General features: G+C 40.5%; 27 protein-coding genes and 1 tRNA gene. 19 read left to right on the top strand and 9 right to left on the bottom strand.

The annotated features are described in order from the left end of the window. The first annotated feature begins 95 nt into the window (after window positions 1–95). The 4 genes from sodC to coaBC all read left to right on the top strand — a co-directional run bounded on the left by sodC (window position 96) and on the right by coaBC (window position 4,037). Entirely contained in the window at window positions 96–668 is a 573-nt protein-coding gene (sodC, locus tag TPSD3_RS06745) for a superoxide dismutase family protein (protein WP_086487816.1), read from the top strand. 195 nt (window positions 669–863) lie between these two features. Further along, window positions 864–1,472 (top strand): nitroreductase family protein, encoded by a 609-nt coding sequence (locus tag TPSD3_RS06740; RefSeq protein WP_086488411.1) that lies wholly within the window; start codon window positions 864–866, stop codon window positions 1,470–1,472. A 58-nt stretch (window positions 1,473–1,530) separates the two neighbouring features. After that, a complete protein-coding gene (locus tag TPSD3_RS06735) occupies window positions 1,531–2,691 on the top strand; it encodes a 3-deoxy-7-phosphoheptulonate synthase (protein WP_342587067.1) in 1,161 nt (386 codons plus the stop codon). 128 nt (window positions 2,692–2,819) lie between these two features. Further along, a complete protein-coding gene (gene coaBC / locus TPSD3_RS06730; protein WP_086487815.1) occupies window positions 2,820–4,037 on the top strand; it encodes a bifunctional phosphopantothenoylcysteine decarboxylase/phosphopantothenate--cysteine ligase CoaBC in 1,218 nt (405 codons plus the stop codon). Between the two features lie 103 nt (window positions 4,038–4,140). Here coaBC and TPSD3_RS06725 read toward each other — a convergent pair whose 3' ends face one another. Together TPSD3_RS06725 and TPSD3_RS06720 are read right to left on the bottom strand one after the other, a co-directional pair. Further along, the gene (locus TPSD3_RS06725; protein ID WP_086487814.1) at window positions 4,141–4,413 is read right to left on the bottom strand and encodes a hypothetical protein; all 273 of its coding nucleotides are present in this window, start codon (window positions 4,411–4,413) and stop codon (window positions 4,141–4,143) included. Window positions 4,414–4,582: 169 nt separating this feature from the next. Beyond that, entirely contained in the window at window positions 4,583–5,881 is a 1,299-nt protein-coding gene (locus TPSD3_RS06720) for an AAA family ATPase (RefSeq protein ID WP_086487813.1), read from the bottom strand. A 52-nt stretch (window positions 5,882–5,933) separates the two neighbouring features. Here TPSD3_RS06720 and TPSD3_RS06715 point away from each other — a divergent pair, with 52 nt between their 5' ends. Then, on the top strand, window positions 5,934–6,965 hold the full coding sequence (locus TPSD3_RS06715; RefSeq protein ID WP_086487812.1) for an IS630 family transposase: 1,032 nt from the start codon (window positions 5,934–5,936) through the stop codon (window positions 6,963–6,965). A 25-nt stretch (window positions 6,966–6,990) separates the two neighbouring features. Here the strand turns inward: TPSD3_RS06715 and TPSD3_RS06710 are convergent, their stop codons facing one another. Further along, window positions 6,991–7,521: a condensation domain-containing protein gene (locus TPSD3_RS06710; protein ID WP_280938415.1), complete on the bottom strand. Its 531-nt coding sequence runs from the start codon at window positions 7,519–7,521 to the stop codon at window positions 6,991–6,993. A gap of 536 nt (window positions 7,522–8,057) precedes the next feature. On the opposite strand from TPSD3_RS06710, the gene TPSD3_RS06705 reads away from it, so the two are divergent. The 6 genes from TPSD3_RS06705 to TPSD3_RS06680 are packed head-to-tail and all read left to right on the top strand — an operon-like array spanning window position 8,058 to window position 12,868. Beyond that, on the top strand, window positions 8,058–9,083 hold the full coding sequence (locus TPSD3_RS06705) for a phytoene/squalene synthase family protein (protein WP_086487810.1): 1,026 nt from the start codon (window positions 8,058–8,060) through the stop codon (window positions 9,081–9,083). 49 nt (window positions 9,084–9,132) lie between these two features. Continuing rightward, window positions 9,133–9,579: a type II toxin-antitoxin system RatA family toxin gene (locus TPSD3_RS06700; RefSeq protein ID WP_086487809.1), complete on the top strand. Its 447-nt coding sequence runs from the start codon at window positions 9,133–9,135 to the stop codon at window positions 9,577–9,579. After that, complete coding sequence (locus tag TPSD3_RS06695) at window positions 9,566–9,895, top strand: RnfH family protein (protein ID WP_086487808.1); 330 nt, start codon at window positions 9,566–9,568, stop codon at window positions 9,893–9,895. The genes TPSD3_RS06700 and TPSD3_RS06695 overlap by 14 nt, the downstream gene beginning before the upstream one ends. Before the next feature lie 20 nt (window positions 9,896–9,915). Continuing rightward, window positions 9,916–11,028: a GGDEF domain-containing protein gene (locus tag TPSD3_RS06690; protein ID WP_086487807.1), complete on the top strand. Its 1,113-nt coding sequence runs from the start codon at window positions 9,916–9,918 to the stop codon at window positions 11,026–11,028. 49 nt (window positions 11,029–11,077) lie between these two features. Further along, window positions 11,078–11,395, top strand: a complete 318-nt coding sequence (cutA, locus tag TPSD3_RS06685; protein ID WP_086487806.1) for a divalent-cation tolerance protein CutA — start codon at window positions 11,078–11,080, stop codon at window positions 11,393–11,395. 54 nt (window positions 11,396–11,449) lie between these two features. Continuing rightward, window positions 11,450–12,868 (top strand): sigma-54-dependent transcriptional regulator, encoded by a 1,419-nt coding sequence (locus TPSD3_RS06680; RefSeq protein WP_176329763.1) that lies wholly within the window; start codon window positions 11,450–11,452, stop codon window positions 12,866–12,868. 97 nt (window positions 12,869–12,965) lie between these two features. Here the strand turns inward: TPSD3_RS06680 and TPSD3_RS06675 are convergent, their stop codons facing one another. The 6 genes from TPSD3_RS06675 to TPSD3_RS06650 all read right to left on the bottom strand — a co-directional run bounded on the left by TPSD3_RS06675 (window position 12,966) and on the right by TPSD3_RS06650 (window position 18,202). Continuing rightward, window positions 12,966–13,928, bottom strand: a complete 963-nt coding sequence (locus TPSD3_RS06675) for a PstS family phosphate ABC transporter substrate-binding protein (protein ID WP_086487804.1) — start codon at window positions 13,926–13,928, stop codon at window positions 12,966–12,968. A 105-nt stretch (window positions 13,929–14,033) separates the two neighbouring features. After that, window positions 14,034–14,867, bottom strand: a complete 834-nt coding sequence (gene thiD / locus TPSD3_RS06670; protein ID WP_086487803.1) for a bifunctional hydroxymethylpyrimidine kinase/phosphomethylpyrimidine kinase — start codon at window positions 14,865–14,867, stop codon at window positions 14,034–14,036. Then, on the bottom strand, window positions 14,857–16,011 hold the full coding sequence (locus TPSD3_RS06665; protein WP_086487802.1) for a cupin domain-containing protein: 1,155 nt from the start codon (window positions 16,009–16,011) through the stop codon (window positions 14,857–14,859). Before TPSD3_RS06665 ends, thiD begins: the two co-directional genes overlap by 11 nt. Window positions 16,012–16,057: 46 nt before the next feature. After that, window positions 16,058–16,633, bottom strand: a complete 576-nt coding sequence (locus TPSD3_RS06660) for a hypothetical protein (protein ID WP_086487801.1) — start codon at window positions 16,631–16,633, stop codon at window positions 16,058–16,060. 21 nt (window positions 16,634–16,654) lie between these two features. Continuing rightward, window positions 16,655–17,194: an RNA polymerase sigma factor gene (locus TPSD3_RS06655; RefSeq protein WP_086487800.1), complete on the bottom strand. Its 540-nt coding sequence runs from the start codon at window positions 17,192–17,194 to the stop codon at window positions 16,655–16,657. 24 nt (window positions 17,195–17,218) lie between these two features. Then, a complete protein-coding gene (locus TPSD3_RS06650; RefSeq protein ID WP_086487799.1) occupies window positions 17,219–18,202 on the bottom strand; it encodes a caspase family protein in 984 nt (327 codons plus the stop codon). Between the two features lie 454 nt (window positions 18,203–18,656). Here TPSD3_RS06650 and purU point away from each other — a divergent pair, with 454 nt between their 5' ends. From purU to TPSD3_RS06610, 8 genes are all read left to right on the top strand, one after another. Beyond that, window positions 18,657–19,514, top strand: coding sequence for a formyltetrahydrofolate deformylase (purU, locus tag TPSD3_RS06645; protein ID WP_086487798.1), 858 nt, complete (start codon window positions 18,657–18,659; stop codon window positions 19,512–19,514). Window positions 19,515–19,666: 152 nt separating this feature from the next. Continuing rightward, window positions 19,667–20,188 (top strand): methyl-accepting chemotaxis domain-containing protein, encoded by a 522-nt coding sequence (locus TPSD3_RS06640; protein WP_086487797.1) that lies wholly within the window; start codon window positions 19,667–19,669, stop codon window positions 20,186–20,188. 33 nt (window positions 20,189–20,221) lie between these two features. Beyond that, window positions 20,222–21,337 carry a cell division protein ZapE gene (zapE, locus tag TPSD3_RS06635; RefSeq protein WP_086487796.1) on the top strand — a complete coding sequence of 372 codons (1,116 nt, stop codon included), beginning with the start codon at window positions 20,222–20,224 and terminating at the stop codon, window positions 21,335–21,337. Window positions 21,338–21,406: 69 nt separating this feature from the next. Then, window positions 21,407–22,546, top strand: coding sequence for an ABC transporter ATP-binding protein (locus TPSD3_RS06630; RefSeq protein WP_086487795.1), 1,140 nt, complete (start codon window positions 21,407–21,409; stop codon window positions 22,544–22,546). After that, window positions 22,543–23,448 (top strand): ABC transporter permease subunit, encoded by a 906-nt coding sequence (locus TPSD3_RS06625; RefSeq protein WP_086487794.1) that lies wholly within the window; start codon window positions 22,543–22,545, stop codon window positions 23,446–23,448. The genes TPSD3_RS06630 and TPSD3_RS06625 overlap by 4 nt, the downstream gene beginning before the upstream one ends. Window positions 23,449–23,458: 10 nt before the next feature. Further along, window positions 23,459–24,352, top strand: coding sequence for an ABC transporter permease subunit (locus TPSD3_RS06620; RefSeq protein ID WP_086487793.1), 894 nt, complete (start codon window positions 23,459–23,461; stop codon window positions 24,350–24,352). Window positions 24,353–24,363: 11 nt separating this feature from the next. Further along, on the top strand, window positions 24,364–25,320 hold the full coding sequence (locus TPSD3_RS06615; RefSeq protein WP_086487792.1) for an acetyl-CoA carboxylase carboxyltransferase subunit alpha: 957 nt from the start codon (window positions 24,364–24,366) through the stop codon (window positions 25,318–25,320). Window positions 25,321–25,517: 197 nt separating this feature from the next. After that, window positions 25,518–25,592 (top strand) — tRNA-Lys (locus TPSD3_RS06610). Window positions 25,593–25,595: the final 3 nt, after the last annotated feature.

Raw genomic sequence — 25,595 nt, 5'->3', positions numbered from 1 at the left:
ATTTTATCTGACCCATTGAAAATCCATTATTTTGATTCATATTGTGGAATTACGGCCTGCGATATGGGTCGGCACAATAAAGAGGAGAAAAGAAGATGAAATTAACCCCTATTTCCCTGATTCTTATGTCTGGATTAACGGTTAGTATGGCGAGTTTTGCGGCGGATCATTCCAGTCACAATCACACCCCGGCGGCTGCGGTAGAAAATGGCGTAGTTGTCACTTTACATTTAATTTCTAATCAAGGAATTGAAAAAGAAATCGGTACCGTCACATTAAGCGACAGTTCTTATGGTTTATTACTCACACCACAATTGACCGATTTAACCGCAGGCATTCATGGTTTTCACGTCCATCAAAATGGCAGTTGTGAACCTTTGGAAAAAGACGGACAAATGGTGGCCGGATTAGCCGCCGGGGGACATTTTGATCCGCACAATACAGGAAAACATCTCGGCCCCTATGCCGATGGACATTTGGGTGATTTGCCGCCTTTAGTGGCCAATGAAAACGGAGAAGCCACGTTACAAGTGTTAGCTCCGCGCTTGAAAGTGGCTGATATTCTAGGAAAAAGTTTGATGGTGCATGTGGGGGGTGACAACTATTCTGACGATCCCAAACCGCTAGGCGGTGGTGGGCCACGTTTGGCGTGTGGTGTTATTTCATAGAGCTTTTATTTGTCAGAATCAGAATTTACCGAATTTCAGGATTTTCAGAATTAGAGAATAAAAAATCTGCTGAAAATAAACCACTGGCAAGCGTTAATTTTGAAAATTCTTGTGTCTGTAAATTCTGATTCTGACAAAAAACTTTTTGCGAGTGGCTTAATTTTGGTCTATCAATCATCACAGGTTGTTTTAAATATGTTAGTTAAAAAAGCAGAAACGGCAGTAGCCATTCATGATCTGATCGCACAGCGTTGGAGTCCTAGAGCATTAGACCCTAATAAATTCATTACCTTAGATCAAACAACTGCCTTGCTTGAAGCAGCGCGTTGGTCACCTTCGTGTTTTGGGGCAGAACCGTGGCGGTATGTGCTTTGTGATCGTCAACGCAGTGCCAGCGCGTGGCGTAAAGCATTGGATTGCCTCGCGCCCGCCAATCAAGTGTGGGCGCAGCACGCGCCATTGTTTCTGATCGCCACAGCGGTGAATGATTTTAGCCACAACCAACAACCCAATCGCTGGGCGCAGTATGACACTGGTGCTGCTTGTGAAAATATTTGTTTACAAGCGGTGGCTTTGGGCTTGGTGGCGCATCAAATGGGCGGCTTTGACCCGCAGCAGATTAAACAAGCCTTTGAATTGCCAGACGATGTCACGGTAATGAGTGTGATTGCGGTGGGCTATCAAGCCAGTGCAACAGCGTTAGATGAAGCCCTGCGCGAACGCGAAGAAGCCCCACGTCAACGTAAATCGCTTGCGGAAATTGCTTTTGACGGCCATTGGCGCGTGCCGTTTACGCCAAAATAAAGCAATAAAATACAATAAATCCCGTCGAGACAACTGAATTCAACCCACTGAATATGCTATGCTTGCCTATTTAGTGGGTTGTGTGTTTTGGGTCAAAAAACAAACAGACACCCTCAAATTAGGACGTTTTGAGGACATTATGCAAAATAACGATATTGACGGGATTAACGACATTAATATTATTGAGCAGCGCGTATTGGTTTCGCCCGCACAATTAAAACGGGAATTGCCCGAATCCCCGCAAACCAAGCAAACCGTTAAAAATGGACGCTTGGCTTTGCAAAAGATTTTAGATCGAGAAGATGCCCGTTTAATGGTGGTCACGGGGCCTTGTTCAATTCACGATATTAAAGCGGCTAAGGAATATGCGCAACGCTTAAAGCAATTAAGTGATGAATTAAGCGACACATTACTGATTATTATGCGGGTTTATTTTGAGAAACCGCGCACAACCATTGGTTGGAAGGGATTGATTAATGATCCGCATTTAAACGATTCTTTCGATATTGAGAAAGGTTTGCGTCAAGCGCGTGAGTTATTGATTTGGTTAGCGGAATTGGGTTTGCCTGCGGGAACAGAAGCGTTAGACCCCATTGTGCCGCAATATTTGGATGATTTATTTTGTTGGGCGGCGATTGGCGCACGCACCACAGAATCTCAAACTCACCGCGAATTAGCCAGCGGTTTATCGATGCCTGTGGGTTTTAAAAATGGCACGGATGGCAGTTTAGATATTGCCATTAATGCGATGCAATCGGCGGCTTCTTCGCACCATTTTTTAGGGATTAATCAAGATGGCCAAGTGACGGTGATTAAAACGCGTGGCAATCGTTATGGGCATGTGATTTTACGCGGCGGCAAACAAACCAATTATGATTCGATGCACGTTAAATTATGCGAAGATGCGTTAAGTAAAGCGAATTTACCCGTGAATATTGTCATTGATTGCAGTCATGGGAATTCTTCTAAAAAACCTGAATTGCAACCTTTAGTGGCGCATGATGTTGCCCATCAAATTTTAGAGGGAAATCAATCTATTGTCGGCATCATGTTGGAAAGTCATTTACACGCGGGCAATCAACCCATTAAAGCGGATATTTCCCAATTAAAATATGGTGTTTCGGTCACGGATGCGTGTATTGATTGGGAAACGACGGAATCGTTATTGCGTGATTTACATCAAAAATTACGCTCAGAATTACCCAAACGAATTCGTTAACCCATTCGCCCAGAATTGAACCACTCTACCGCTCCCGTCCCCTTAACATTTTGTTATTTCTTTCTGTAGGAGGGGACGGTAGAAATAGGGATGTTTTTAAATTATTTTTATTTAGACATTTGTAAAAAATGCAACAAGATTTGTGCGGTAAAAAAATTATTGTGGGGATTGGTGGAGGAATTGCGGCGTACAAAATTCCTGATTTAGTGCGACGCTTAAAGGAGCGCGGCGCAAACATTAAGGTGGTGATGACCGCTAATGCACAGGCTTTTATTACGCCATTGACCTTGCAAGCCGTATCGGGCGAGCGAGTTTACACGCATTTATTGGACAGCGAAGCCGAAGCCGCAATGGGGCATATTGAATTGGCGCGGTGGGCTGATTTGATTTTGATTGCGCCTGCCACAGCCGATTTATTGGCGCGTTTGGCTTATGGTCATGCGGACGATTTGCTGACTACATTGTGTGTAGCCAGTGCTGCGCCGCTTGCGCTTGCGCCTGCGATGAATCAACAGATGTGGCGTGCCGCTGTTACTCAAGAAAATTATCAACGATTACAAGCACGTGGCGTTCATTTTTTCGGGCCTGCTCATGGTTCACAAGCCTGTGGAGACGTGGGGGAAGGGCGTTTGTTAGAGCCATTGGCTTTGGTTGATGCTGTTGCACAGTTGTGGACAGCCCGCGATTTAGCAGGTATTCGTATTTTAATCACCGCCGGCCCCACGCGAGAAGCTCTTGATCCAGTGCGTTTTATCAGTAATCGTAGTTCAGGAAAAATGGGCTACGCTTTAGCGGCGGCTGCCACGGCGGCGGGTGCGGAGGTGACATTAGTCAGTGGCCCTGTTACTTTGCCTGTTCCCGCTGGTGTAAAACATATTTCTGTCGAATCCGCACAAGACATGTATGCGGCAACGTTTCAATCAATTGATAATCAAGATATTTTTATTGGGACAGCCGCCGTAGCGGATTATCGTCCTGCATCCGTCGCCACACAAAAAATGAAAAAAGGACAAACAGATACTGACATTACACTGACATTGGTGCGTAATCCAGATATTTTAGCTGCCGTTGCAGCCACACAGAAAGTATTCACTGTTGGATTTGCCGCGGAGACGGAACATTTGCTTGAACATGCCCGTCAAAAATTAATTAATAAGAAAATCAATATGATAGCCGCAAATTGGGTGGGTGTGGATCGGGGATTTGAACGCGATGACAATGCGTTAACGGTGTTGTGGTCAGACGGCGAAATCCAACTGCCATACGCTCCTAAAGCCACATTAGCACAACAACTGATTCGTGTCGTTATTGAGCGTTATCGACAAGGAAATGTGGAAAAGTGGTGATAAGCAATTGATTAATTTTACTTAGCGCAATTAATGGACTTGTATTAGATACAACAATCATTTCAACGGGTTGCATTTTTTCACCTCTTCAAAAATAGTTAATCTAAACCCCAATCTCCACAAACACCAACCGCTCAAACCCCAACGACACCACCGCATAAGTATGTAATCGTAATTCCACTTTATAGCGGTTTATCAAGGCATTACGATAATGATTTAATTGTTTTGCCGCTTCTTCGATAGATTTCTGTACAGGTGCGAGTTTTAACAAATCGGCGCGTGGTGTTTCTTTCGCTTGTTTGCCCGTCATTTTCACATCGTCTAATTTCAAATATTTGAATTCTAAAACATGGTCAAGCAATTGATATTGGCGCATATACCAAAAAGATAGGGTTCGTAGAATCCTTATTTTGTCAGAATCAGAATTTACAGACACAAGAATTTTCAAAATTTATTCTTGCAAATCGTTTATTTTAAACAGATTTTTTATTTTTTAATTCTGAAAATCCTAAAATTCTGTAAATTCTGATTCTGACAGAAAAATTTTATGAATGACTTAATTTTGGTATATCAGGACGCACAATTAAACTTAAATCAGCATAGCCTTTGTTCAATTCCTGCTCAGAATCCATGACATAGAAAATATCATTAAATAAAATAGTTAAAAATGCGGTTTTAATCACTAATTCATTTGCCCAACGATAATCACGATTATCAAACACTTGAAAAAAGCGGGTTTCAACAAAATCGCACAGCGGTTCAATATCGCCAGAATGATAAAAATGTTCTGCAATATGGCGAATTGATTCACGATCTTCATACTTAGGCAATAGCATTTCTTGCAAACGTTCAAGATATAAACGACGAATAACTAAATTAGGAATTTGCAAAGTCAAACGCCCCATAAAATCCCGCTCACCAAAGGTTAAAACCCCTAAATAAAACAATAAAGAAGCCATAAATGGCTGGTCTTTGGCACCAAATAACATGTCTTTCACGCCGAATTTATCCGAAGGCCAATCAATTTTAGGTGGATTATCAGGGTCTAAAATTCGCGCAATGATTTCATATCCATGCGGTAAACTCGCCACGTAGCCAATACGGTTGCTGTCCATCGCTAAATTGCTGTCAAGCATTTGTTTGGGATATTTGCAATATTCTTGTAAATAGCGCAGAAAATACAAAGCCAGCGTGGGATTATAAATTTTGTCTTCATTGTCATCAAAGCGATAGCCATTATAAAAACGACGCATCATGGCTAAAGCTTCTGCCTGTTGTTCTTCGGATAATTGACATTTTTGCGCAATTTGTTTAAGTACATCAATGACTTCCGTTTCATGTAAACCGCATAAATCAGCAAATTTTGGCATTAAAGTGATATTACTGGCAACGTTATAACCACTGCTGACATCGCTCATTACAATGGGAGAAACACCTGCAATAAATACGCGGTCAATGCCCATGCCTGCGCTCAAGCCTTTAATGTTTTTAAAGACGGTTTTTAAAAAACCTTCGCCCATCACCAAAGTCTCATAATTTGAGTGATCGGCAACCATCACTTCATTGGCAAAATTATCATATTCATCAATCAGTAAATAAAGTTTGTGCGGCGTGGATTGTGCTAATTCGACCAGATGATGAAAAGATTCCATTGAATCTTCTTGGTTAATGAAAACTGAACTAAATATATCAGGATAGCGTATGCCCATACCGCGAATACTGGCATTGATTTGATTATGCAAAGCGCGTTTAATATCCTCGACTGAGCCATGTCCGTCCATCATAGAAAAATCCCAACGCAGAATAAAATAACGATTATGATTAGGCGTGGGATTTTGTCCAATATACCAATTTTTTCAGAGTCGTATAATAATACTTTTCAAATAGGAGAGAATAATGAACAAGAGATATGAAGATTTGGAAGAGTTAATGTCAACAGGTGAAGCGAGAGAAGTGAAGCGAGCGATGGCAGTAAGAATGTCTTTGCTTGGTTTTGTGCGTGCGGAAGCGGCTTTAGCGTGTTGTGTCAGTGTGCAATTTGTGAATAAATGGAAAGCCATTTATTTAGCGTCAGGGGTGGAAGGATTAAAGTTAGCGTATAAAGGCTCGCCAGGGTATTTAAAGCCGCGTGAACGAGAAGATGTGATTAATTGGATACAAGAAAAGAAGACAATAACAATAGAGGAACTAAAGAGATACTTAAAAGAGGAGTATGATGTTTTCTATTCTTCAAATACTTCTTATACTAAATTATTAGAAGAAGCGAATTTAAGTTATAAGAAGACACACAAAGAGAATTCGGCAAAAGATGAGGTAAAAGTAGAAGCTAAAAAAAAAGAGATTAAGGATTTAATAGATAAGGAGCGTGAACAGATAGAAAGTGGAGAGGTAATGTACTGGATGCAAGACGAAAGCCATCAGTTGTGGGGAGATATTTGTGGTTATGTTTGGTCGAAAAAAGGAGAAAGAACGTCAATAAAGATGAGTAATTATCGTACTTCTCAAACGTGGTATGGAGCGGTGAATATTTATACGGGAGAATTTATTTTAGATAGGGCAAAGAAAGCTGATACAAAATATACGATAGACTTTATTAACTGGCTCATTTACAGATATAAAGAAGCCCGTCATGTGATTATTTGGGATGGTGCAAGTTATCATCGTTCTGAAGGTTTAAGAACTTATTTAGAGAAATTAAATGGGGGACTTCCAGAATCAGAATGGAAAGTTCGTTTATTAAGATTTGCGCCTAATGCCCCAGAGCAAAATCCAGTCGAGGATATTTGGCTTCAAGGTAAGAATTGGGTCAGAAAGAATTTTCATCGTCTATCAAGCTTTAAAGAAGTCACTAGTATGTTTGAGACTTTTTTATCAGGTAAGGTGTTTAAGTTTAATAAAATTAAACAGTATCTTATACCTAATGTCTAGGTAGATATAAAAACTTAATTTGTTTTTATATCTCACATAATTTTGGTATAGGACTGTCTAAATAAATGGCTTTATTATGCAATAAATCAGTATAAATTGCTGCTAATGATTGATTAATTAAGGCAATTGCAAAACCGTCAACAATTAAATGATGATACTGTAGGGAAAAATAATAGTGTTCAGCAGTTACTTTAATTAAACCATAACGAAATAATGGCTTACCCTGCAAATCAAACGGCGTAATAAATCGTGCCTGCATCCATGCCAAAGCGGCTGTTTCAGGATTTTCCGCCTGAGAAAAATCCCGCATTTCTACCGCGACTGGCACCTGCGGCAAAAATTGCTGCATCGGTACACCATCTTCATCCAGCGTATCAGTCAATACTAAGCGCAACGCATCATGTTTTTGCACCAGTAAGACAATAGCCTGTTGAAATAAATCAGGATCAATCGCGCCTGCTAACTTGGTATAACCACCAATATTATAAAGCGGCAGTTCAGCATGTAATAACTGGTCAAACCAGATTTCACGTTGAGAAGAAGTGAGGGGATATATAGCTGAGGCACTATAAAAAGATAATCTGAACCTGTCAAATTTGTAGGAAACTTCACAGGTTTGAATATTCTTTTTACGTTGCCGTAGCTATAGCGTTATTTCAGTGGAAGAAGACATGAAATTAAGAAACCTTAAATTGTGGATAGTATGTATTATTGTAAGTAACTCAGATTATATCTTATTGTCACATAGTTTCTCAAGAGGGGGAATAGGTAGGTCATAAACAAAAATATTCCGTAATGCCACAATCCTCGCCCAGCAGTAAAGAGGCTGGGGAAGGCAGAAACTCATATTTTGAACAGTTCTATCAATCCCATCATTCTGCTATAGTAAGCGTTTTTTACAGCAGCGGCCTTCAGCCGCTAATTCTAGGTCGGTGTCTAAATGTTGTTGTAGAAAATAGCTATTGTCTAACCATCAGGCTCTCTTTATTAAAGTTTTTTTAGTGGTTGGGACTATTTTGGTATTTACTAAAACTATCCGAACTATGGTGGTATGAATTCCCGTTTTATTCTCATTTGTCACCTTAAAACCCAATGCGCAATGATTCTGATGCTTTAAATTATCAAAATGAAATTCTTAAAGGAGTTTCTCGCACATTTGCTTTAACCATTCCTCAATTACCATTACCGTTGCGTCGCGTAGTGGGAAATGCTTATTTACTCTGTCGCATTGCGGATACCATTGAAGATGATCCTGATTTATCGGTTGAGATTAAAAAAATATTTTCTCAACAATTTATTCAAGTGTTAGCTGGAGATTATTCTGCTGAACAATTTGCTCACGCATTAACTCCCCAATTATCTGCTGCGATATTGCCTGCGGAACGCGATTTAATTGCCCATACGGCAACCGTGGTGAGTTTAACCCATTGTTTTAACGCGCGGCAACAAGCGAGTTTATTGCGTTGTGTGCAGATTATGACGGCGGGCATGAGTCATTTTCAACAACATTGCAGCCGCGCAGGATTAGCCGATTTACCCGAATTAGATCGTTATTGCTATCATGTTGCGGGTGTGGTGGGAGAAATGTTGACGGAATTATTTTGTGATTATTCTCCTGACATTGCGGCGAATGAAAAACAATTATATTTATTATCGGTTTCTTTTGGTCAAGGTTTGCAAATGACCAATATTTTAAAAGATATTTGGGATGATTGGCAGCGGGGGGTGTGTTGGTTGCCGCGGGATATTTTTCTTGCTCACGAATTTGATTTACAGCAATTAAACCCTGAACAATATCATGATAAATTCGGCTCTGGATTAAAAGAACTGATTGCTATTGCGACGGAACATTTAAAAAATGCGTTAGACTATACTTTATTAATTCCTAAAAAAGAAATCGGTATTCGTCGTTTTTGTTTATGGGCTTTGGGGATGGCTATTTTAACATTAAGAAAAATTAATCAGCATCCCAATTTTAATTGCAGCCAACAAGTTAAAATTTCCAGAAACAGCGTCCGTGCCACCGTAATGATTTCTAATATCACAGCGCAACATGATTTATTATTAAAATTAATTTTTGCCACCTTATCTCGCCCATTACTAATAAAAACAAAGTGATTTATTTTTGGAGGATTGTTATGTTATTGATGCGGGGAATAAACCACCCATGAAGCATATTCATAAAACGGCTTTAGTGCCTTATAGTGCCAGCAATATGTATCAATTGGTGAATGCCATTGAAAATTATCCACAATTTCTGCCCTGGTGCAAAGCCACTGAGGTACACTTTCGCAGCGAAACCCGAATTGATGCCACGATTAAAATGGGCAGCATTGCTTTGGGAACGGGGTTTACTACGCGCAATGATTTAGTCCCCAATCAGTCAATTAAAATGGAATTAATAGAAGGTCCTTTTAAAAGTTTACGCGGCTTGTGGACTTTTCAATCTTTAGGCGATGATACGCTATCGGGTTGTAAAATTGCATTAACGATGGATTTTGAAATTTCTAATCCTTTATTACGCAAAACATTAACTCCTGTTTTTACGCAAATTGTCTGTAGTTTAATCGATGCTTTTATTAAACGGGCGCATGAATGCTATGGAAAAAAATGAGAATGATACCATAACGCCGCCATTATTGGCGGTTGAAGTGGCTTATGCCAAATTAGAACAACAAGTGCTTATTCCTTTGCGCGTGCCTGAAAATACGACTGTGCAGCGAGCAATTGAATTATCAGGCATTTTGCTTAAATTTCCTGAAATTGATCTGAATCAAAATAAAATAGGTATTTTTAGCAAACCCTGTAAATTAGCCCAAACAGTGCGTATGGGAGATCGTATTGAAATTTATCGCCCTCTCATTGCCGATCCAAAAGCCGTGAGAAAACAACGCGCTGCTGAAGGTAAAACGATGAAAAAAGGAGGATAAAAAATGGGTAGCGATATTGCATGGCATCTAATGATTTTCGCCGTCATGCGCCGTGCAGTTCACCTACTATTGTGTTTAAAAAAATGGAACGTTTAATTCGACAATTATTACAAACCGTGGCCAAATTAGGACAATCCGATCAAGCGGCTTTACTCCTGATTCAATCCACAGAAACGGGTTTATTATTAGCAGGATTATTAGACGAAAAAATTACTTTTCCTAAAAAAACTATATCGCTAAAAAATACTCCTATAGAAACCTTTCTTAAAAAGAATGCACACATAGATAGTTATCCTTGTCGTTTGGTGGATCGTTATCCTTTTCCTTGCGAGGATAATGGCGCAGTGGCTTTGCAATGTTTATGCGTTCCTTTATACAATACTGCGGGGCGTTTGCAAGCGGTTTTATTACTAGCGCGGGCGGGGCAGGATATAACGGCTTTTTATCAGCTTCATATTTTTGAGCGTTTGCAAACTTTATTGGCGGTGACATTAGAAACTGCTTTAGAAAATGCAACGCTGGCTAAACAAACCACCGTAGATAGTTTAACCGGTTTGCATTCTCACACTTATTTTGAGAAACGATTGCAAGAGGAATTTGCCCGTTGTCAGCGGCATGGGTGTACGGTGTCATTATTGTTAATTGATATTGATCATTTTCAGGATATAGTGATTAAATATGGAGCGCAAAATAGCCGATTGGTGTTATTAGCGGTAGCGCGGGTGGTAATGGGCGCAATTCGTCAAGAAATCGATATTCCTTGTCGTTATAATCATTCGCAAGTGGCGTTATTATTACCCAATACGCCGATTGATGGCTCTTTTGTCGTGGCTGAACGCATTAGAAAACGTTGTGAAATGTTAGAATTGCCGCTGGCAAATCATGGGAAAATAAAAATTACTGTCAGCATTGGCGCAGCGCATAATATTGAAGAAATTCACGATGAAGAAAGTCAATCAGAATTAGAGAATATTATGCAAAATGAAGCACCTTTTTCTGAGTCAAATCAAGATCAATTATCAGAGGTTATTGAATCTGCCGAAATCACTAAAGAAGATATTTTATATCGTGCTGAAGTGATGTTGGCTGCGGCCAATCAAGCGGGATTTAATCGCACGATGGTTTGGTGGTAGGGATTTTTTTATTTTCTATTTTCTTTGTTCTGTAATTGGGTTTTTAAAAATGACAAATTATTGCCTTTTTCTCACCACTTGCAACAGTCAAGAAATGGCTGAAACATTAGCCTATCAATTGGTTGAAAAGAAATTAGTCGCTTGTGTCAATATCGTGCCGCAAATCACTTCTATTTATCGTTGGCAAGGAAAAGTAGAAACAGATCAGGAATGGTTGTTATTATTAAAATCACAACGTGATTATTATCCCGCTATTGAGCAGTTTATTATTGAACATCATCCTTATCAAACACCAGAATTATTATTATTTGATATTGCACAAGGGTTGCCTGCTTATTTAAATTGGCTACATAATGAATTGGCTTAATTTATTGTAATAATTAAAATTTTTTCATCACGCTTAATCAAAGGATTATCGATAATGTCTGAACTTCCTCGTCTTTTATTAGTGGATGATGATCCGCTAATTAGTGAATCATTAACTTTTGTATTAAAAACAGAATTTGATGTGAATCCTGTTTTTAATCGAGATGAAGCCAAAAGATTGTTGTATAAATTACCTATTTTACCTAATATTGCCTTAGTTGATTTAGGTTTGCCGCCTTCTACCAATACGCCTGATGAGGGTTTTTCTTTAATCAAAGAATTGTTAAATTTTAACCCGAATATGAAAATTCTGGTTTTATCAGGACAAGACAGTTTAGATAATATTCGTCATGCCTTAACATTAGGTGCGGTTGATTTTATTCCAAAACCTTGTGCGGATTTGGGTTTATTAAAAAGCCGTTTAAAACATCAATTAATGATTTTATCGGCAGAACAACAGGAAATACAACAAGTTAAAGAGAAAGCCAAACCCGTTGATTTAATTGGTGAAAGTTTGGCCATGCAGACCTTAAAATCGCAAATTCAACAATTTGCCAATTTACCTTTTTCCGTATTGGTGCAAGGAGAATCAGGCAGCGGTAAAGAATTAGTCGCGCAAAGTTTGCATACCCAAAGTGATCGCTTGCATCAACCGTGTTTGACTGTGAATTGTGCGGCGTTTACCAGTGAATTATTAGAAGCGCAATTGTTTGGTCATGCCAAAGGGGCATTTACGGGGGCGGCAACGGCGCGGGTGGGTTTTTTTGAAGAAGCCAGTCATGGTACATTGATTTTAGACGAAATCGGCGAGATGCCCATGCCATTGCAGTCTAAATTATTGCGCGTGTTGGAAAATGGGGAATATTATCGTTTGGGCGAAACAAAAGTGAAAAAATCGACAGCCCGCATTGTGGCTTCGACCAATCGAGATTTATTGCAAGAAGTGAAAAGTGGTCAATTTCGCTCCGATTTGTACCATCGTTTAAGCGTATTAACCATCAAAGTTCCTCCCGTTGCCGAGCGTGGAGAAGATAAGTTGGCATTATTGGCGCATTTTCAAAAATTTTATGAAAAAATGGGCAGCCGTTTCACACTGGATGATAAAGCCAAAGAATTGTGGTTACAATACGAGTTTCCCGGTAATGTGCGCGAATTGCGCAATATTGTGATTCGTCTTAGTGCTAAATATAACGAGAAAACAGTGACTCGTGAGCAATTAGCCAATGAATTAGAAACTGAAATTAAAATTGAATCTATACCTGAAATGGTCGATTCTTCTGATGATGTGATTACTCGCCAATTACATAAAGGCAATTTTTATTTAGATGATGTTTTATTAGAATGGGAACGGCGTTATATTAATGCCGCATTAAAAACCAGTCAAAATAACCTCAGTCAAGCCGCTCGAATTTTGGGGATTAATCGCACCACTTTGTACAGCAAAATGCAGCGTCTGAATAAAACAGGGAATTGATCCCTGTTAATATCAAAAAAAAACCCGCTAACGCGGGTTAAAGACAGGTCTTTAATAGAAATCGATAAGATCGTTATTGTTTTAACGCATCGCTAAATTATTGTAATTTAACCATTTCGCGCTCAGAAACTGCTTTAGGAATTGGCACATAACCGTCTTTTAAAACCACATCTTGTCCTTGTTTAGACAAAACCAGTTTCATAAACTCAGCCACTAATGGCGATAACGGTTTGTTGGGTTCTTTGTTGATGTAAACGTAGAGGAAACGAGACAGCGGATATTCGCCTGTCATGGCGTTTTCTTCGGTGGCCATCACGAAAGGCTCGCCGTCTTTCTTAGCGATTGCCAGAGCCTTCACGCCTGCGGTTTTGTAACCAATACCAGAATAGCCAATGCCATTCAATGACGCACTGATTGATTGCACGACAGAAGCCGAGCCGGGTTGTTCGTTTACATTGGTTTTAAAATCACCTTTGCACAAGGCTTCATCTTTAAAGTAGCCATAGGTGCCTGACACAGAGTTACGTCCGTATAACTGTATAGTCCGACCTGCCCACGCATCGCTTAAACCTGTTTCTCCCCATGTAGCAATATCTGTAGCATGACCACACTTGCGGGTTGAAGAGAAAATCGCGTCAACTTGTGGCAAGGTTAAGCCATCTAAGGGATTGTCTTTATGCACAAAAACGGCTAAAGCGTCGATGGCAACGCGAATGGCAGTAGGTTCGTAGCCGAATTTTTTCTCAAAGGCTTCTTTCTCTTGATCTTTCATGGCACGGCTCATGGGGCCTAAGTTTGCTGTGCCTTCGGTCAAAGCGGGAGGCGCAGTGGAAGAACCAGCCGCTTGAACTTGAATATTTACGTTGGGATAGAAGCGTTTATACTCTTCTGTCCACAGCGTCATCAGGTTGGCTAAAGTGTCTGAACCTACGCTGGACAAATTACCAGAAACACCACTGGTTTTTTCGTACACAGCTAAAGTGGGATCAACGGCAGCCACCGCAGGCAAGGCCACGGCGGTAGCAACAGCAAGACTGACTGCTGTGAATACATTTTTCATAAAAAACACTCCCTGAAATAGTGAGGTGGTTGTCATTAAACATTAGGATTCGCATTGTGCGGTTAAAATATGACAGCGTTATGACGTATTATTACAATAATTGTATCACTCCCACAGCGCGTAAAAGTGATGCACAGGCGGATGTCCAGAGCCTACTTGTAAAACATTACTGTTTTCAATGGCTTCAGAGACGTAGATTTTTGCGTGTTGTACGGCTTCAAATGGAGTAGCACAATGCGGTAAAACGGCTGCGATGGCGGCTGATAAAGTACAACCCGTACCATGTCGAGCAATACCTTGTACTCTGTCAGCAGAAATGGGAATGACAAGCCCTTGCGAATCGCCGAAAAGATCAATAGCCAATGAATCTTGTGTTAAATGTCCGCCTTTTAATAACACATTTTTCGCGCCTAATTGCTTTAATTCGGGCATGAATTCATACATGGCATCAATGGTATTGGGAATGGGTTTTTCACATAACACTGCCGCTTCGGGTAAATTAGGCGTTAAAACAGTGGCAAATAGGGCTAATTCTCGCAGTGCATTCACTGCATTTTGATCTAGTAAAGGCGATCCCGTTTTAGAAATCATAACCGTATCTAATACCACGTGTTTAAAGGCATGATTTTGCAAAAATGTTTTAACCACGTGAATATTTTCCACAGTCCCTAACATACCAATTTTAATGGCATCAATTCGCACATCAGCGATTAAAGTGTCTAACTGCGTTTGTAAGAATTCGGCAGGCGGATAATGCACTGCGGTGACTGTTTGGGTATTTTGCGCCGTTAATCCCGTAATAGCCGCCATGCCATAAGCACCAAAAGCCGAAAATGTTTTTAAATCAGCTTGGATTCCCGCGCCACCACTGGGATCAGAACCGGCAATGGTTAAGATATTGGTGATAGCGATTTTTTTCTTCTTTTTTTTATAATTCATAAAAATAAAACCAACCTCGATTTGTCCAATCACATAATAATTTAACCAAACTTTCTGGCCAAACTTCCACAACTTCTTGATACACAAAATCCCGCTGTCCTGTTAATAAAGGTGCAGCAAAATATTCTGCTTCTTCCAAAGAAAAAGCACAGCCTTCAATAAACAAGGTATAGCCTTCTGCATCACGGGCAAAAAAAGCCCGCGCTTGGCGACGTAAATAACCCGATTCAGCGAATGATTTCCACCATGTTTTCACATTATAAGGCATATCTGGGGTTTCATATTCTGTCCCTGCGCGGCTTTCGCTAATAAAGCAACCAAACCAATGTTGAATGGCATCTTCTTCCATCGGCATTTGACGAATAATTTGACAAATTTTAGCCAAACTTTGCGCGTTTAATTCACCTGAATGCGCAGGCAATGTTAAATCTGGATCAGAATAGCGTTGTTCATCGGTAAATAATTCGTCGGCAATGAATTGGGCGTAATCTTGTAATAAATCTCGATAACTCGGAGCTAAAAAACCAATAGAAATCGTCATGCACTCATTTAATGCCACGCCATGATGGGCAATATGAGGCGGTAAATAAAGCATATCTCCAGGGTCTAAATCCCACGTTTGTTCAGCTTGAAAACGTTGCAAAATTTTCAATTCTAAATCGGGTTGAAACTCACCTGCATCATGGCTAATATGCCAACGGCGTTGTCCATAAGCCTGTAGTAAGAAAACGTCGTAACTGTCCGTATGCGCCCCGACTGATCCTTGTGGAACGGCATAACTGATCATGACATCGTCTAATCGCCAGCTAGGAACGAAATTAAATTGATCCATTAAATCTGCAATTTCAGGCACATGGCGATTGACTTCCTGCACCAGTAACGTCCAATGGGTTTTCGGCAATTTGGCAAAAACCGACTCAGGAAAAGGGCCATGTCGCACTTCCCATGGTCGTTTGCCGTGTTTTTCTAAAATCAACCGGGATTCAACGCCCTCTTCGCAGGCTAAACCCGCCAATTCGTCAGGCGTAATAGGCGGTTTGAAATGAGGAATCGCTTGGCGAATTAATAAGGGCTTTTTTTGCCAATATTCTTGTAAGAATTGTTCGGCAGTTAAATCGCCTAAAGAAATTTGTTTAATAATCATTTTTTAGTTGTAATGACCATGTTTTTGATGATAAGTTTTTGCCGATTTACTGGGTGGGTTCAAATAGCACTTCAAGTTGACCATTGCTTGGAGTGCGTTTACCTGTATATTCCCTTAAAAGCGCGTTTAAAGCGGGGGTTTCCGTTAAGTTTGTGGCGGTGAGCAACCATCCATTGGGTAAGGCATGATGAGGGGTGAGTTGTGCTTCGATGCCTAACTGGGTTAATTTTTTTTGTAATTCTTGCGCCACAGCATACGGATCAGTCACAGCAATCGATTGTGTGATGGATTTAATTTCACCAGATTCTGTCTGATCTGGCGAAAAAGGCGAATGCGGATACAACCACAGCAGCACCCCCACCACCAATAACGAAGCCGCAATTGAAAATAAACGTGGCCAGTTATTGGGACGAGCGGGCGGATTTTCAGGGAGCGGATTCGGTTTTAGTGGAATGACTTCAGCACTCCCTCGTGTTTTGGGTAAACGCGCAACAATTTTATTCCAAGTATCTGGATTCAATTTTGTTGGATTACGCTGTTCAGCCAAAATCATTTCTAAGGCTTTGCGTTCACGTGGTGACCAATCGTCGTTTTCTTGGCCATTTTCAGTTCCGTGAGACATGGCGAATATCCTTTGTTAATTTTAAATGAGTTGCCAAAGGCTTTTCAGCTTTTTGCGACATTCCGATAGAAATGTAGTGGTCGCTGTCTGAGAACGGCCAAGTGCATTAGCAATCTCCTCTATATACTTGCCATCGAGTTGCAATGTCAGGGCATCTGCACATTTTTGGTGTTTAGCCGTAAACTGTTGCCAGATTTGATGCAGTTGATATAGCTCTTCAAAGGACACGTCAAAGGACTCTTCTTCAAGACCGTCTAAGGAGGAATATATCGATTTGTTTTTGAGAAAATCAATACAGCAATTCTGATAAATGGTGGCTAAGTAAGTGTAAACCTTACTTTTTTCAGGTTGATAGTGATCGATGCTTTTGTAAAAACGTAAAAAACAATCTTGCAAAATATCTTCAGCATCACTTTGGTTGAGTTGTGGGTAGCGGCGGCAATAGTAAGCAACCAGTTTTGCGCCATAGCAATCATACAGATATTTTAATCCTGCCTCTCCTCCTTGTTTGATGTCGGCGACAGCCCGCTGGTCATTCCATATTTGTTCCTGCGATGACATGTTTTTCTCCTCACACTGTGGGCTTTAGGGGTCAAGTCCCGATAATATCGCCCAATCTCCTGTTGATGTTGGATGATGAGCATGTTTGCTGCGCGCAACGGCACGAGCAGTGGCGTTAAATATCTCTTGCAAACTGTTTTTAGGTTTTTTCTGTAATTCCCGTAGAAAAAGAACAGTAAATTGTCCGCCTTCTTTTGGTAGTTCGATGGCTTCTTGATCTTCTTCTGCGGCTGAAAGCAATAAGCCTTTAATTTGTTTGGAAGATATACGATCTCGGTGGACAGATGGATGGTTTGATTTTGAGACAGCACGAGAACCTTTTAGTTTGAGTATATCAGGGTTAAAGAGCGACTTGCCGCGGGCTAACTCCGTTTCCAAGTTATGCTCATTCAAATACATTCCACCTGAAAAACAAGTGTCTAACACGGTCAAAACTCGCTTTGTGGGAAGTGCGTCAATCCATGCCACCAGTTCATCATCAATCACACCGTTTGCTTCAATCATTCCGCTTGGGGATGGACGTTGTGGCGTATAGGTCACAAGAACCTCGTCAAACTTGTCGGGTAACTCATCTCTATCATTGTCCACAATCTGAGTACCATGCCCAGAAAAGTACAAAATAATCAGATCATTTTTTTTACTCACTTGGTGCAGTCGAGTGATTGCTTGTTTTACTTCTTGACGATAAACATCTTTTAGTAAACAAATGTTGGATTCTGGGATATGGTAACGATGCTGTATAGCTGTTTTAAAGCGTTGTGCATCTTGATTGGCTCCGGTGAGTTTTCCCGTGTTTGCGCCCATCGCCAATAAATACACATCAGTTTCATTTGTAGTTCGTGGAGAATTAAAACAGCTTCTTATTTTTTTGGGAACATGAAGAGTATTTTGGTTCAAGCGAAAAGTCGTTGTAAAGCTGGATGCTTTCTCATGAGCTGGTTTTATTTGAATGCCGCAAGACAACAGCAGAATAGAAAACGATAACATCAATAAGTGAAACAATTTCATAAAATTACGCCGATCTCAATATAGAATTAGCGAGATTTTAACGTGATTTAAGCACAATAACCAATATTACAAATTTTCAGAACAGGCAAAACTATTTAAAATGTGTAATTACAGCGCAATACTTTACTAAAATTAAGTCATTCATAAAATTTTTCTGTCAGAATCAGAATTTACAGAATTTTAGGATTTTCAGAATTAAAGAATAAAAAATCTATTTAAAATAAAAGACTTACAAGAATAAATTTTGAAAATTCTTGTGTCTGTAAATTCTGATTCTGACAAAATAAGGATTCTACGAACCCTATCTTTTTGGTAGATGACCTGGGATTGCATTGAGTTGGGCTGAATCATGATAGAAAACCGATCACTTTGCGCACAACATGATAAAATACCACGCGCTTGGCTCGCTTGAAACCACATCGGATACATTTTTACCAACAAGGATACATCAACTGTGAGACATACGTATCGTTTAAATATTGCTTGTCCCGACCGCGTGGGTATTGTGGCTGCGGTCAGCCAGTTTTTAGCCCATCATGGGGGTTGGATTGTGGAGGCTAATCACCACTCTGATCCAGCGACGAATTGGTTTTTTATGCGGCAAGAAATTACGGCCGAATCGGTCACGGTAAGTTTAGCCGAATTGCGGCAAAAATTTGCGCCATTAGCCGAAGAATTCCAAATGCAATGGAGATTGGTTGATGCAGCGGTTAAAAAGCGTGTTATTCTCATGGTCAGCCGAGAAGCGCATTGTTTAACTAATTTACTATATCGCTGGCGTAGCGGTGAAATGTACTTTGATTTGGCTTGTGTCATTTCTAATCACAATGATTTAAGAAGTTATGTTGAATGGCATAAAGTTCCTTATTACCATGTTTCCGTGAATCCTGAAAATAAAACAATGGCTTTTGCCGAAGTGAAACGTTTATTTCAAGATTATAATGCAGATACTATTGTATTAGCGCGTTATATGCAAATTTTACCCCCTGATATTTGTCAAGAATTCTCAGGGCGAATTATTAATATTCATCACAGTTTTTTACCTTCTTTTATTGGTGCGAAACCTTATCATCAAGCGGCGGCACGTGGCGTTAAATTAATTGGCGCGACCTGCCACTATGTGACTGAAGAATTGGACGCAGGCCCCATTATTGAACAAGACGTGGTGCGCATTAGCCACAGCCACAGCATTGATGACATGATTCGTTTGGGTGCGGATGTTGAAACGTTGGTATTAGCGCGTGGACTTCGTTATCATTTAGAAGATAGAGTGTTGGTGCATGGGCATAAAACCATTGTATTTGCCCAATAATTTGCTTTTTTTTCTGATAAACTTTGATTCATTCCTTAATCATAGGAAACGATAATGACAAATTCTTCTGATACCTCTCGTGCTTCGCAAACATTGCCTGTATCTGCTGATGGTTCGGAATTGTCGCAGGTGGTGACGGTTTTTCTCAAGCAATGACTGATTTTAAAGATTCAATGGCATTGCGGGAACAATTAAGCATTCGTATTGGGCAACGTACCACTCAAATTATTCGTTTTAGTTTGATTGGTATGTCAGTATTAATGGTGGCGATGTTTTATTTAATTTACACCTTAACCAGCAACATGAATGACATTACCAATCGTATGATTAAGATAGCGGATTATATGGAAGGAATGCGTCATAATTTTGATCGCGTTGCAACCAATATGGATAATATGCAAAAATCCATTAATTCCATCGATAATAGTGTGCTAAATATGCCCAAAATGTCAGAGACAATGACGGGTATTAATGGCAATATTATTGTCATGAGTGATGCCATGAATGCGATGCGTCATGACATGGGAAGAATGAGTCAGGATATGGGAAAAATGAGCGATGACATGGCTAAAATGAGTGGTCATTTTGGCGTATTAACAGGACATGTTGGGGTGATGGGCTACGACGTGAATCGCATGTCTGCACCGATGCGGTTTTTTCCTTTTTCGCCTTAAAAATAAACGACTTATCAATGAGAAGGATTGGCAATGACTCCTCTGCAACGTTACCAAGCCGACTTACAGCGTTCTGATTTTTCGGCCGATCCGGCGCAAGAACAAGCGGTTCGTCACACACAACGCCTGTTTGAAGCCCTGGCCATGCCCCAAAATTCTGTACCACCGCCGCGCTTACTGACTCGTTTACGCGGTCGTTTACAACGGCGTGGCGACGCTGATGCGGTTAATAAAATACAAGGCTTGTATTTTTGGGGTGGCGTGGGACGCGGTAAGACATATTTAGTGGATAATTTTTATGATTGCTTGCCTTTTGCAGAAAAACAACGGATACATTTTCACCGTTTTATGCAATACGTACATCATGAATTGCGCCAATTAAAAAATGTGCAGAATCCCTTAAAAATTATTTCGCAACAATGGGCAAAAAAATGTCGCATTATTTGTTTAGATGAATTTCATGTGAGCGACATTACTGATGCCATGTTATTGGGAAATTTATTACAGGCTTTATTTGAACAAAATGTGACTTTAGTGGCCACTTCTAATGTTGCGCCTGATAATTTATATAAAAATGGGCTGCAACGGGAGCGATTTTTACCCGCGATAGCCCTGATTAAACAACATACTATGGTGGTTAATGTTGACAATGGGGTGGATTATCGTTTGCGGGCTTTGGAACAAGCAGAAATTTACCATTATCCTTTAGATAATGCCGCACAAATGAATATGGAACAAGCCTTTTATCATTTGTCCCCTGATCACGGTGAAATCGGACAAATGTTAGAGATTAATGGACGCTTATTGCGTACAGTAAAGTTAGGCGATGGGATTATTTGGTTTGATTTTACGGCGTTGTGTGATATTCCGCGAGCTGTTCCAGACTACATCGAATTGGCACAATGCTATAATACTGTTTTACTCAGTAATGTGCCACAAATGGACGAGAAACAAGATGATAGAGCATTACGTTTTATTAATCTGGTGGATGAATTTTATGATCGCAATGTCAAATTAATTATTTCAGCACAAACACCCGCCCATGAATTATACACGGGAAAAAAACAAGCGTTTCAATTTCAACGCACATTAAGCCGTTTACAAGAAATGCAATCGCATGACTATTTAAAACGGCCGCATTTACCCTAATGGAAGTTTAAATTTTTTGCCTATTTCTATTTTTTTCATTCAACAGTGTAAGGACCATTAAGGACTATTATGCCTGAACCTAGCTATAATCCAACCAAGCCTCCCACTACGGACGCAAAACATTATATTGAAATTGAAAAAGTCACTAAAACATTTGACCGTTTCTTAGCGGTAGATAATGTGAGTTTAGTGATTCCTAAAGGGGAAATTTTCGCCTTATTAGGCAGTTCAGGCAGTGGTAAATCCACCCTATTACGTATGTTGGCGGGATTTGAAAAACCCTCAGAAGGGCAAATTATTATTGATGGCCAAGATATGTCGGCGATTCCCCCGTATGAACGCCCTGTCAATATGATGTTTCAATCTTACGCACTTTTTCCCCATTTAACGGTGACGCAAAATGTGGCTTTTGGTTTGAAACAAGATAAATTACCCAAAGATGAAATTGAACAGCGGGTAAAAGAATTATTAGAATTAGTTCACATGAGTCCTTATGCCAAACGCAAACCGCATCAATTATCTGGCGGACAACGGCAACGAGTGGCATTAGCACGCAGTTTGGCAAAACGACCTAAATTATTGCTATTAGATGAGCCAATGGGGGCTTTAGATAAGAAATTGCGCACGCGAATGCAATTGGAAGTGGTGAATATTTTAGAAAGCGTAGGAGTCACTTGCGTGATGGTGACGCATGATCAGGAAGAAGCCATGACCATGGCGCACCGCATTGGCATTATGGATCGCGGGCGTTTGTTGCAAACAGGTACGCCTTCGGAAATTTATGAAACGCCAAATAGTCGCTTTACCGCAGAATTTATTGGCTCCATTAATATTTTTGACGCAGAAATTACTGAAGATGAAATTGATCACGCGGTATTAAATGTCAATGAATTGGGTTGTCCGATTGCATTGGATCGGGCGGTGAATGGACAAATTGGAATGCAAGTTTGGGTGGGATTGCGCCCTGAGAAAATTTTAATTAGTAAAAAAGCTCCCGCCGATATGATCAATACCACACAAGGTATTGTCGCTGATATTGCTTATTTGGGGAGTCATTCAACTTATCATGTTAAGTTGGCTTCGGGACGGAGAGTGTTAATTACTCGCCCTAATTTAAAACGATTTGTGGAAGATGAAGAAGACATTACTTGGGATGATGCAGTATATTTGCGTTGGTCTTGCTCTAGCGTGATGGTGTTGTCAATATGAACAAATTAGCACAATGGCGAGAATTACTCACCTTTCACCGATTTTGGGTGATGATTATTCCTTATTCGTGGTTTATTTTATTTTTCGTAATTCCGTTTTTTATCGTTTTAAAAATCAGTTTTAGTGAAGCCACCATTGCGGTGCCACCTTATGAGCCTTTATTGGTCACTGAAAACGATAAAATTCAACTGACTTTGAATTTAGGCAATTATCATTTTTTATTCACTGATGCGCTTTATATTAATGCCTATTTAAATTCACTGCAAATTGCATTTTTCTCGACCTTATTGTGTTTGCTGATTGGTTATCCTATGGCTTATGCCATTGCACATACTACACCTTCGGTGCGCAATATTTTATTGCTGTTGATTATTTTACCGTCTTGGACTTCGTTTTTAATTCGCGTTTATGCGTGGATTGGTATTTTAAAAAATAATGGCTTGCTGAATAATTTATTGTTGGGTTTGGGAATTATTGATGAACCCATACAACTATTGTACAACAATTTTGCCATCTACGTGGGTATTGTGTATGCTTATTTGCCATTTATGGTGTTGCCTTTGTATACCAATTTGGTCAAACATGATCCCAGTTTGTTGGAAGCGGCGGCCGATTTGGGCGCACGTCCATTAAAAGCCTTTTTTAGCGTGACATTACCCTTGTCAAAAGCGGGCATTATTGCAGGTTCAATGCTGGTGTTTATTCCTGTGATGGGGGAATTTGTGATTCCTGAATTATTGGGTGGCCCTGATAATTTAATGATTGGTAAGATTTTGTGGCAAGAATTCTTTAATAATCGAGATTGGCCGATTGCCTCAGCAGTGACTGTATTAATGCTGTTGATCTTGCTGATTCCCATTATTATCTTCCATCGTTCGCAATTAAAGCAAATGGAAAAATAGCAGGTTTATTATGCACAGTCGCTTAACGTGGTTATTATTAACTTTTGGTTATTTATTTCTTTATGTACCTATTATTATTTTGGTGATTTATTCGTTTAATGAATCCCGATTGGTGACCGTTTGGTCTGGTTTTTCAACGCAATGGTATCGTGCTTTGTGGGAAGATCAGCAATTATTGGCTGCGGTATGGATGAGTTTACGTATTGCGTTTTTGACCGCGACGGCGGCAGTGGGTTTAGGGACGGCAGCGGCGATGATGATTACACGCTTTGGTCATTTCCCCGGTTACACGCCATTTGCGGCGATGATTACCGCGCCATTGGTCATGCCTGAAGTAATTACGGGGATTTCCTTATTGCTGCTATTTGTCGCACTGGAGCAAGCCATTGGTTTTCCACAAGGTCGGGGCATGTTGACCATTTGGATTGCGCATGTGACTTTTTGTACGGCGTATGTCACTGTGGTGATCAGCTCTCGTTTACGCGAATTAGACCCCGCTTTGGAAGAAGCCGCGATGGATTTGGGCGCGACTCCGTGGAAAGTCTTTTTTCTCATTACCTTACCGATCATTGCGCCGGCTTTATTGTCGGGGTGGTTGTTGGCTTTTACGTTGTCGTTAGATGATTTGGTGGTGGCGAGTTTCGTTTCTGGTCCTGGTTCTACGACTTTACCGATGGTGGTTTATTCCAGCGTGAGATTGGGAGTTAGTCCTAAAATCAATGCGTTGGCGAGTATTATTATTTTAGTGATGTTTTTGGGCGTATTTATCGCGGGTTGGATCATGTTGCGTATGGAACGTAAACGCGATTTGGAAATGCAGCAAGTCGTCACTGAAACCTTAGAAGCCGAAGCCGCTTTGTTTGACCGTCCGCCCGCTCATGTACGATTGGAAGCGAAACCGTAAAGGAATCCTTAATGAATCTTAATTTTTTAGATTTTGAACAGCCTATTGCTGAATTAGAAGCGAAAATTGAAGAGTTGCGTTATGTCAGTAATGCCAATATTAATATTAGCAATGAATTGGCACAATTGCGTCTTAAAAGTGAAGAATTAACGCGCAGTATTTTTAGCTCGTTATCAGCGTGGCAAATTTCTCAATTAGCACGCCATCCGCAACGCCCTTATTTATTAGATTATATTGAGCGTATTTTTACGGAATTTGAAGAGTTGCATGGCGACCGTGCTTTCGGTGATGATCGGGCGATGATGGGGGGATTGGCGCGTTTTGAAGGTCAACCAGTGATGGTGATTGGCCAGCAAAAAGGACGTGATACTAAAGAGAAATTGGTGCGTAATTTCGGAATGCCCAAACCAGAAGGCTATCGTAAAGCCTTGCGTTTAATGAAATTGGCTGAACGTTTCCATGTTCCTGTGTTGACGTTTATCGACACGCCCGGTGCCTATCCCGGCGTGGATGCCGAAGAACGCGGACAAAGTGAGGCGATTGCGCGTAATTTATACGAAATGGCCAGCCTGAAAACGCCCATTATCACAACGATTATCGGCGAAGGCGGATCGGGTGGCGCGTTGGCGATTGGCATGGGTGATCGGATAATGATGCTTGAATACAGCACTTATTCGGTGATTTCGCCAGAGGGTTGCGCGTCTATTTTGTGGAAAAGTGCCAGTAAAGCACCAGAAGCGGCCGAAGCCATGAATATGACTTCACAACGGTTAAAAGAATTGGATTTAATTGACATGATTGTGCCAGAACCGTTGGGCGGAGCGCATCGTAATGTGGATTTAATGTCCAACCATTTAAGCAATATGTTACGCGAAGCCTTAAACGAATTAAAAACTCGCCCTATTCATGAGTTATTAGAACAACGTTATCAGCGTTTTATGCGTTTTGGGCAATTTGAAGAAAGTTAGCCAAATGCGGTCTGAATCAGAAGTGAGAAAATGATAGAATCTTCTCACGCTAAGGCTGTCGCTTCTGATTCAGACAGACACCCAATAGGAAATCTCTCTTTAGTATTTCGGATTTCTCACAGATGCCGTAAAAATTTTTTCAAAAATACTTGCTTTTTTCGATAAGCTCAGTATAATAGACAACTTCTTTACGACATGGGCCGTTAGCTCAGCGGTAGAGCAGTGGACTTTTAATCCATTGGTCGTAGGTTCAAATCCTACACGGCCCACCATGT

Origin of the sequence: Thioflexithrix psekupsensis (assembly GCF_002149925.1) — a bacterium.
Classification (GTDB): Bacteria; Pseudomonadota; Gammaproteobacteria; order Beggiatoales; family Beggiatoaceae; genus Thioflexithrix; species Thioflexithrix psekupsensis.
This window is presented reverse-complemented; position numbering and strand designations above follow the sequence as displayed.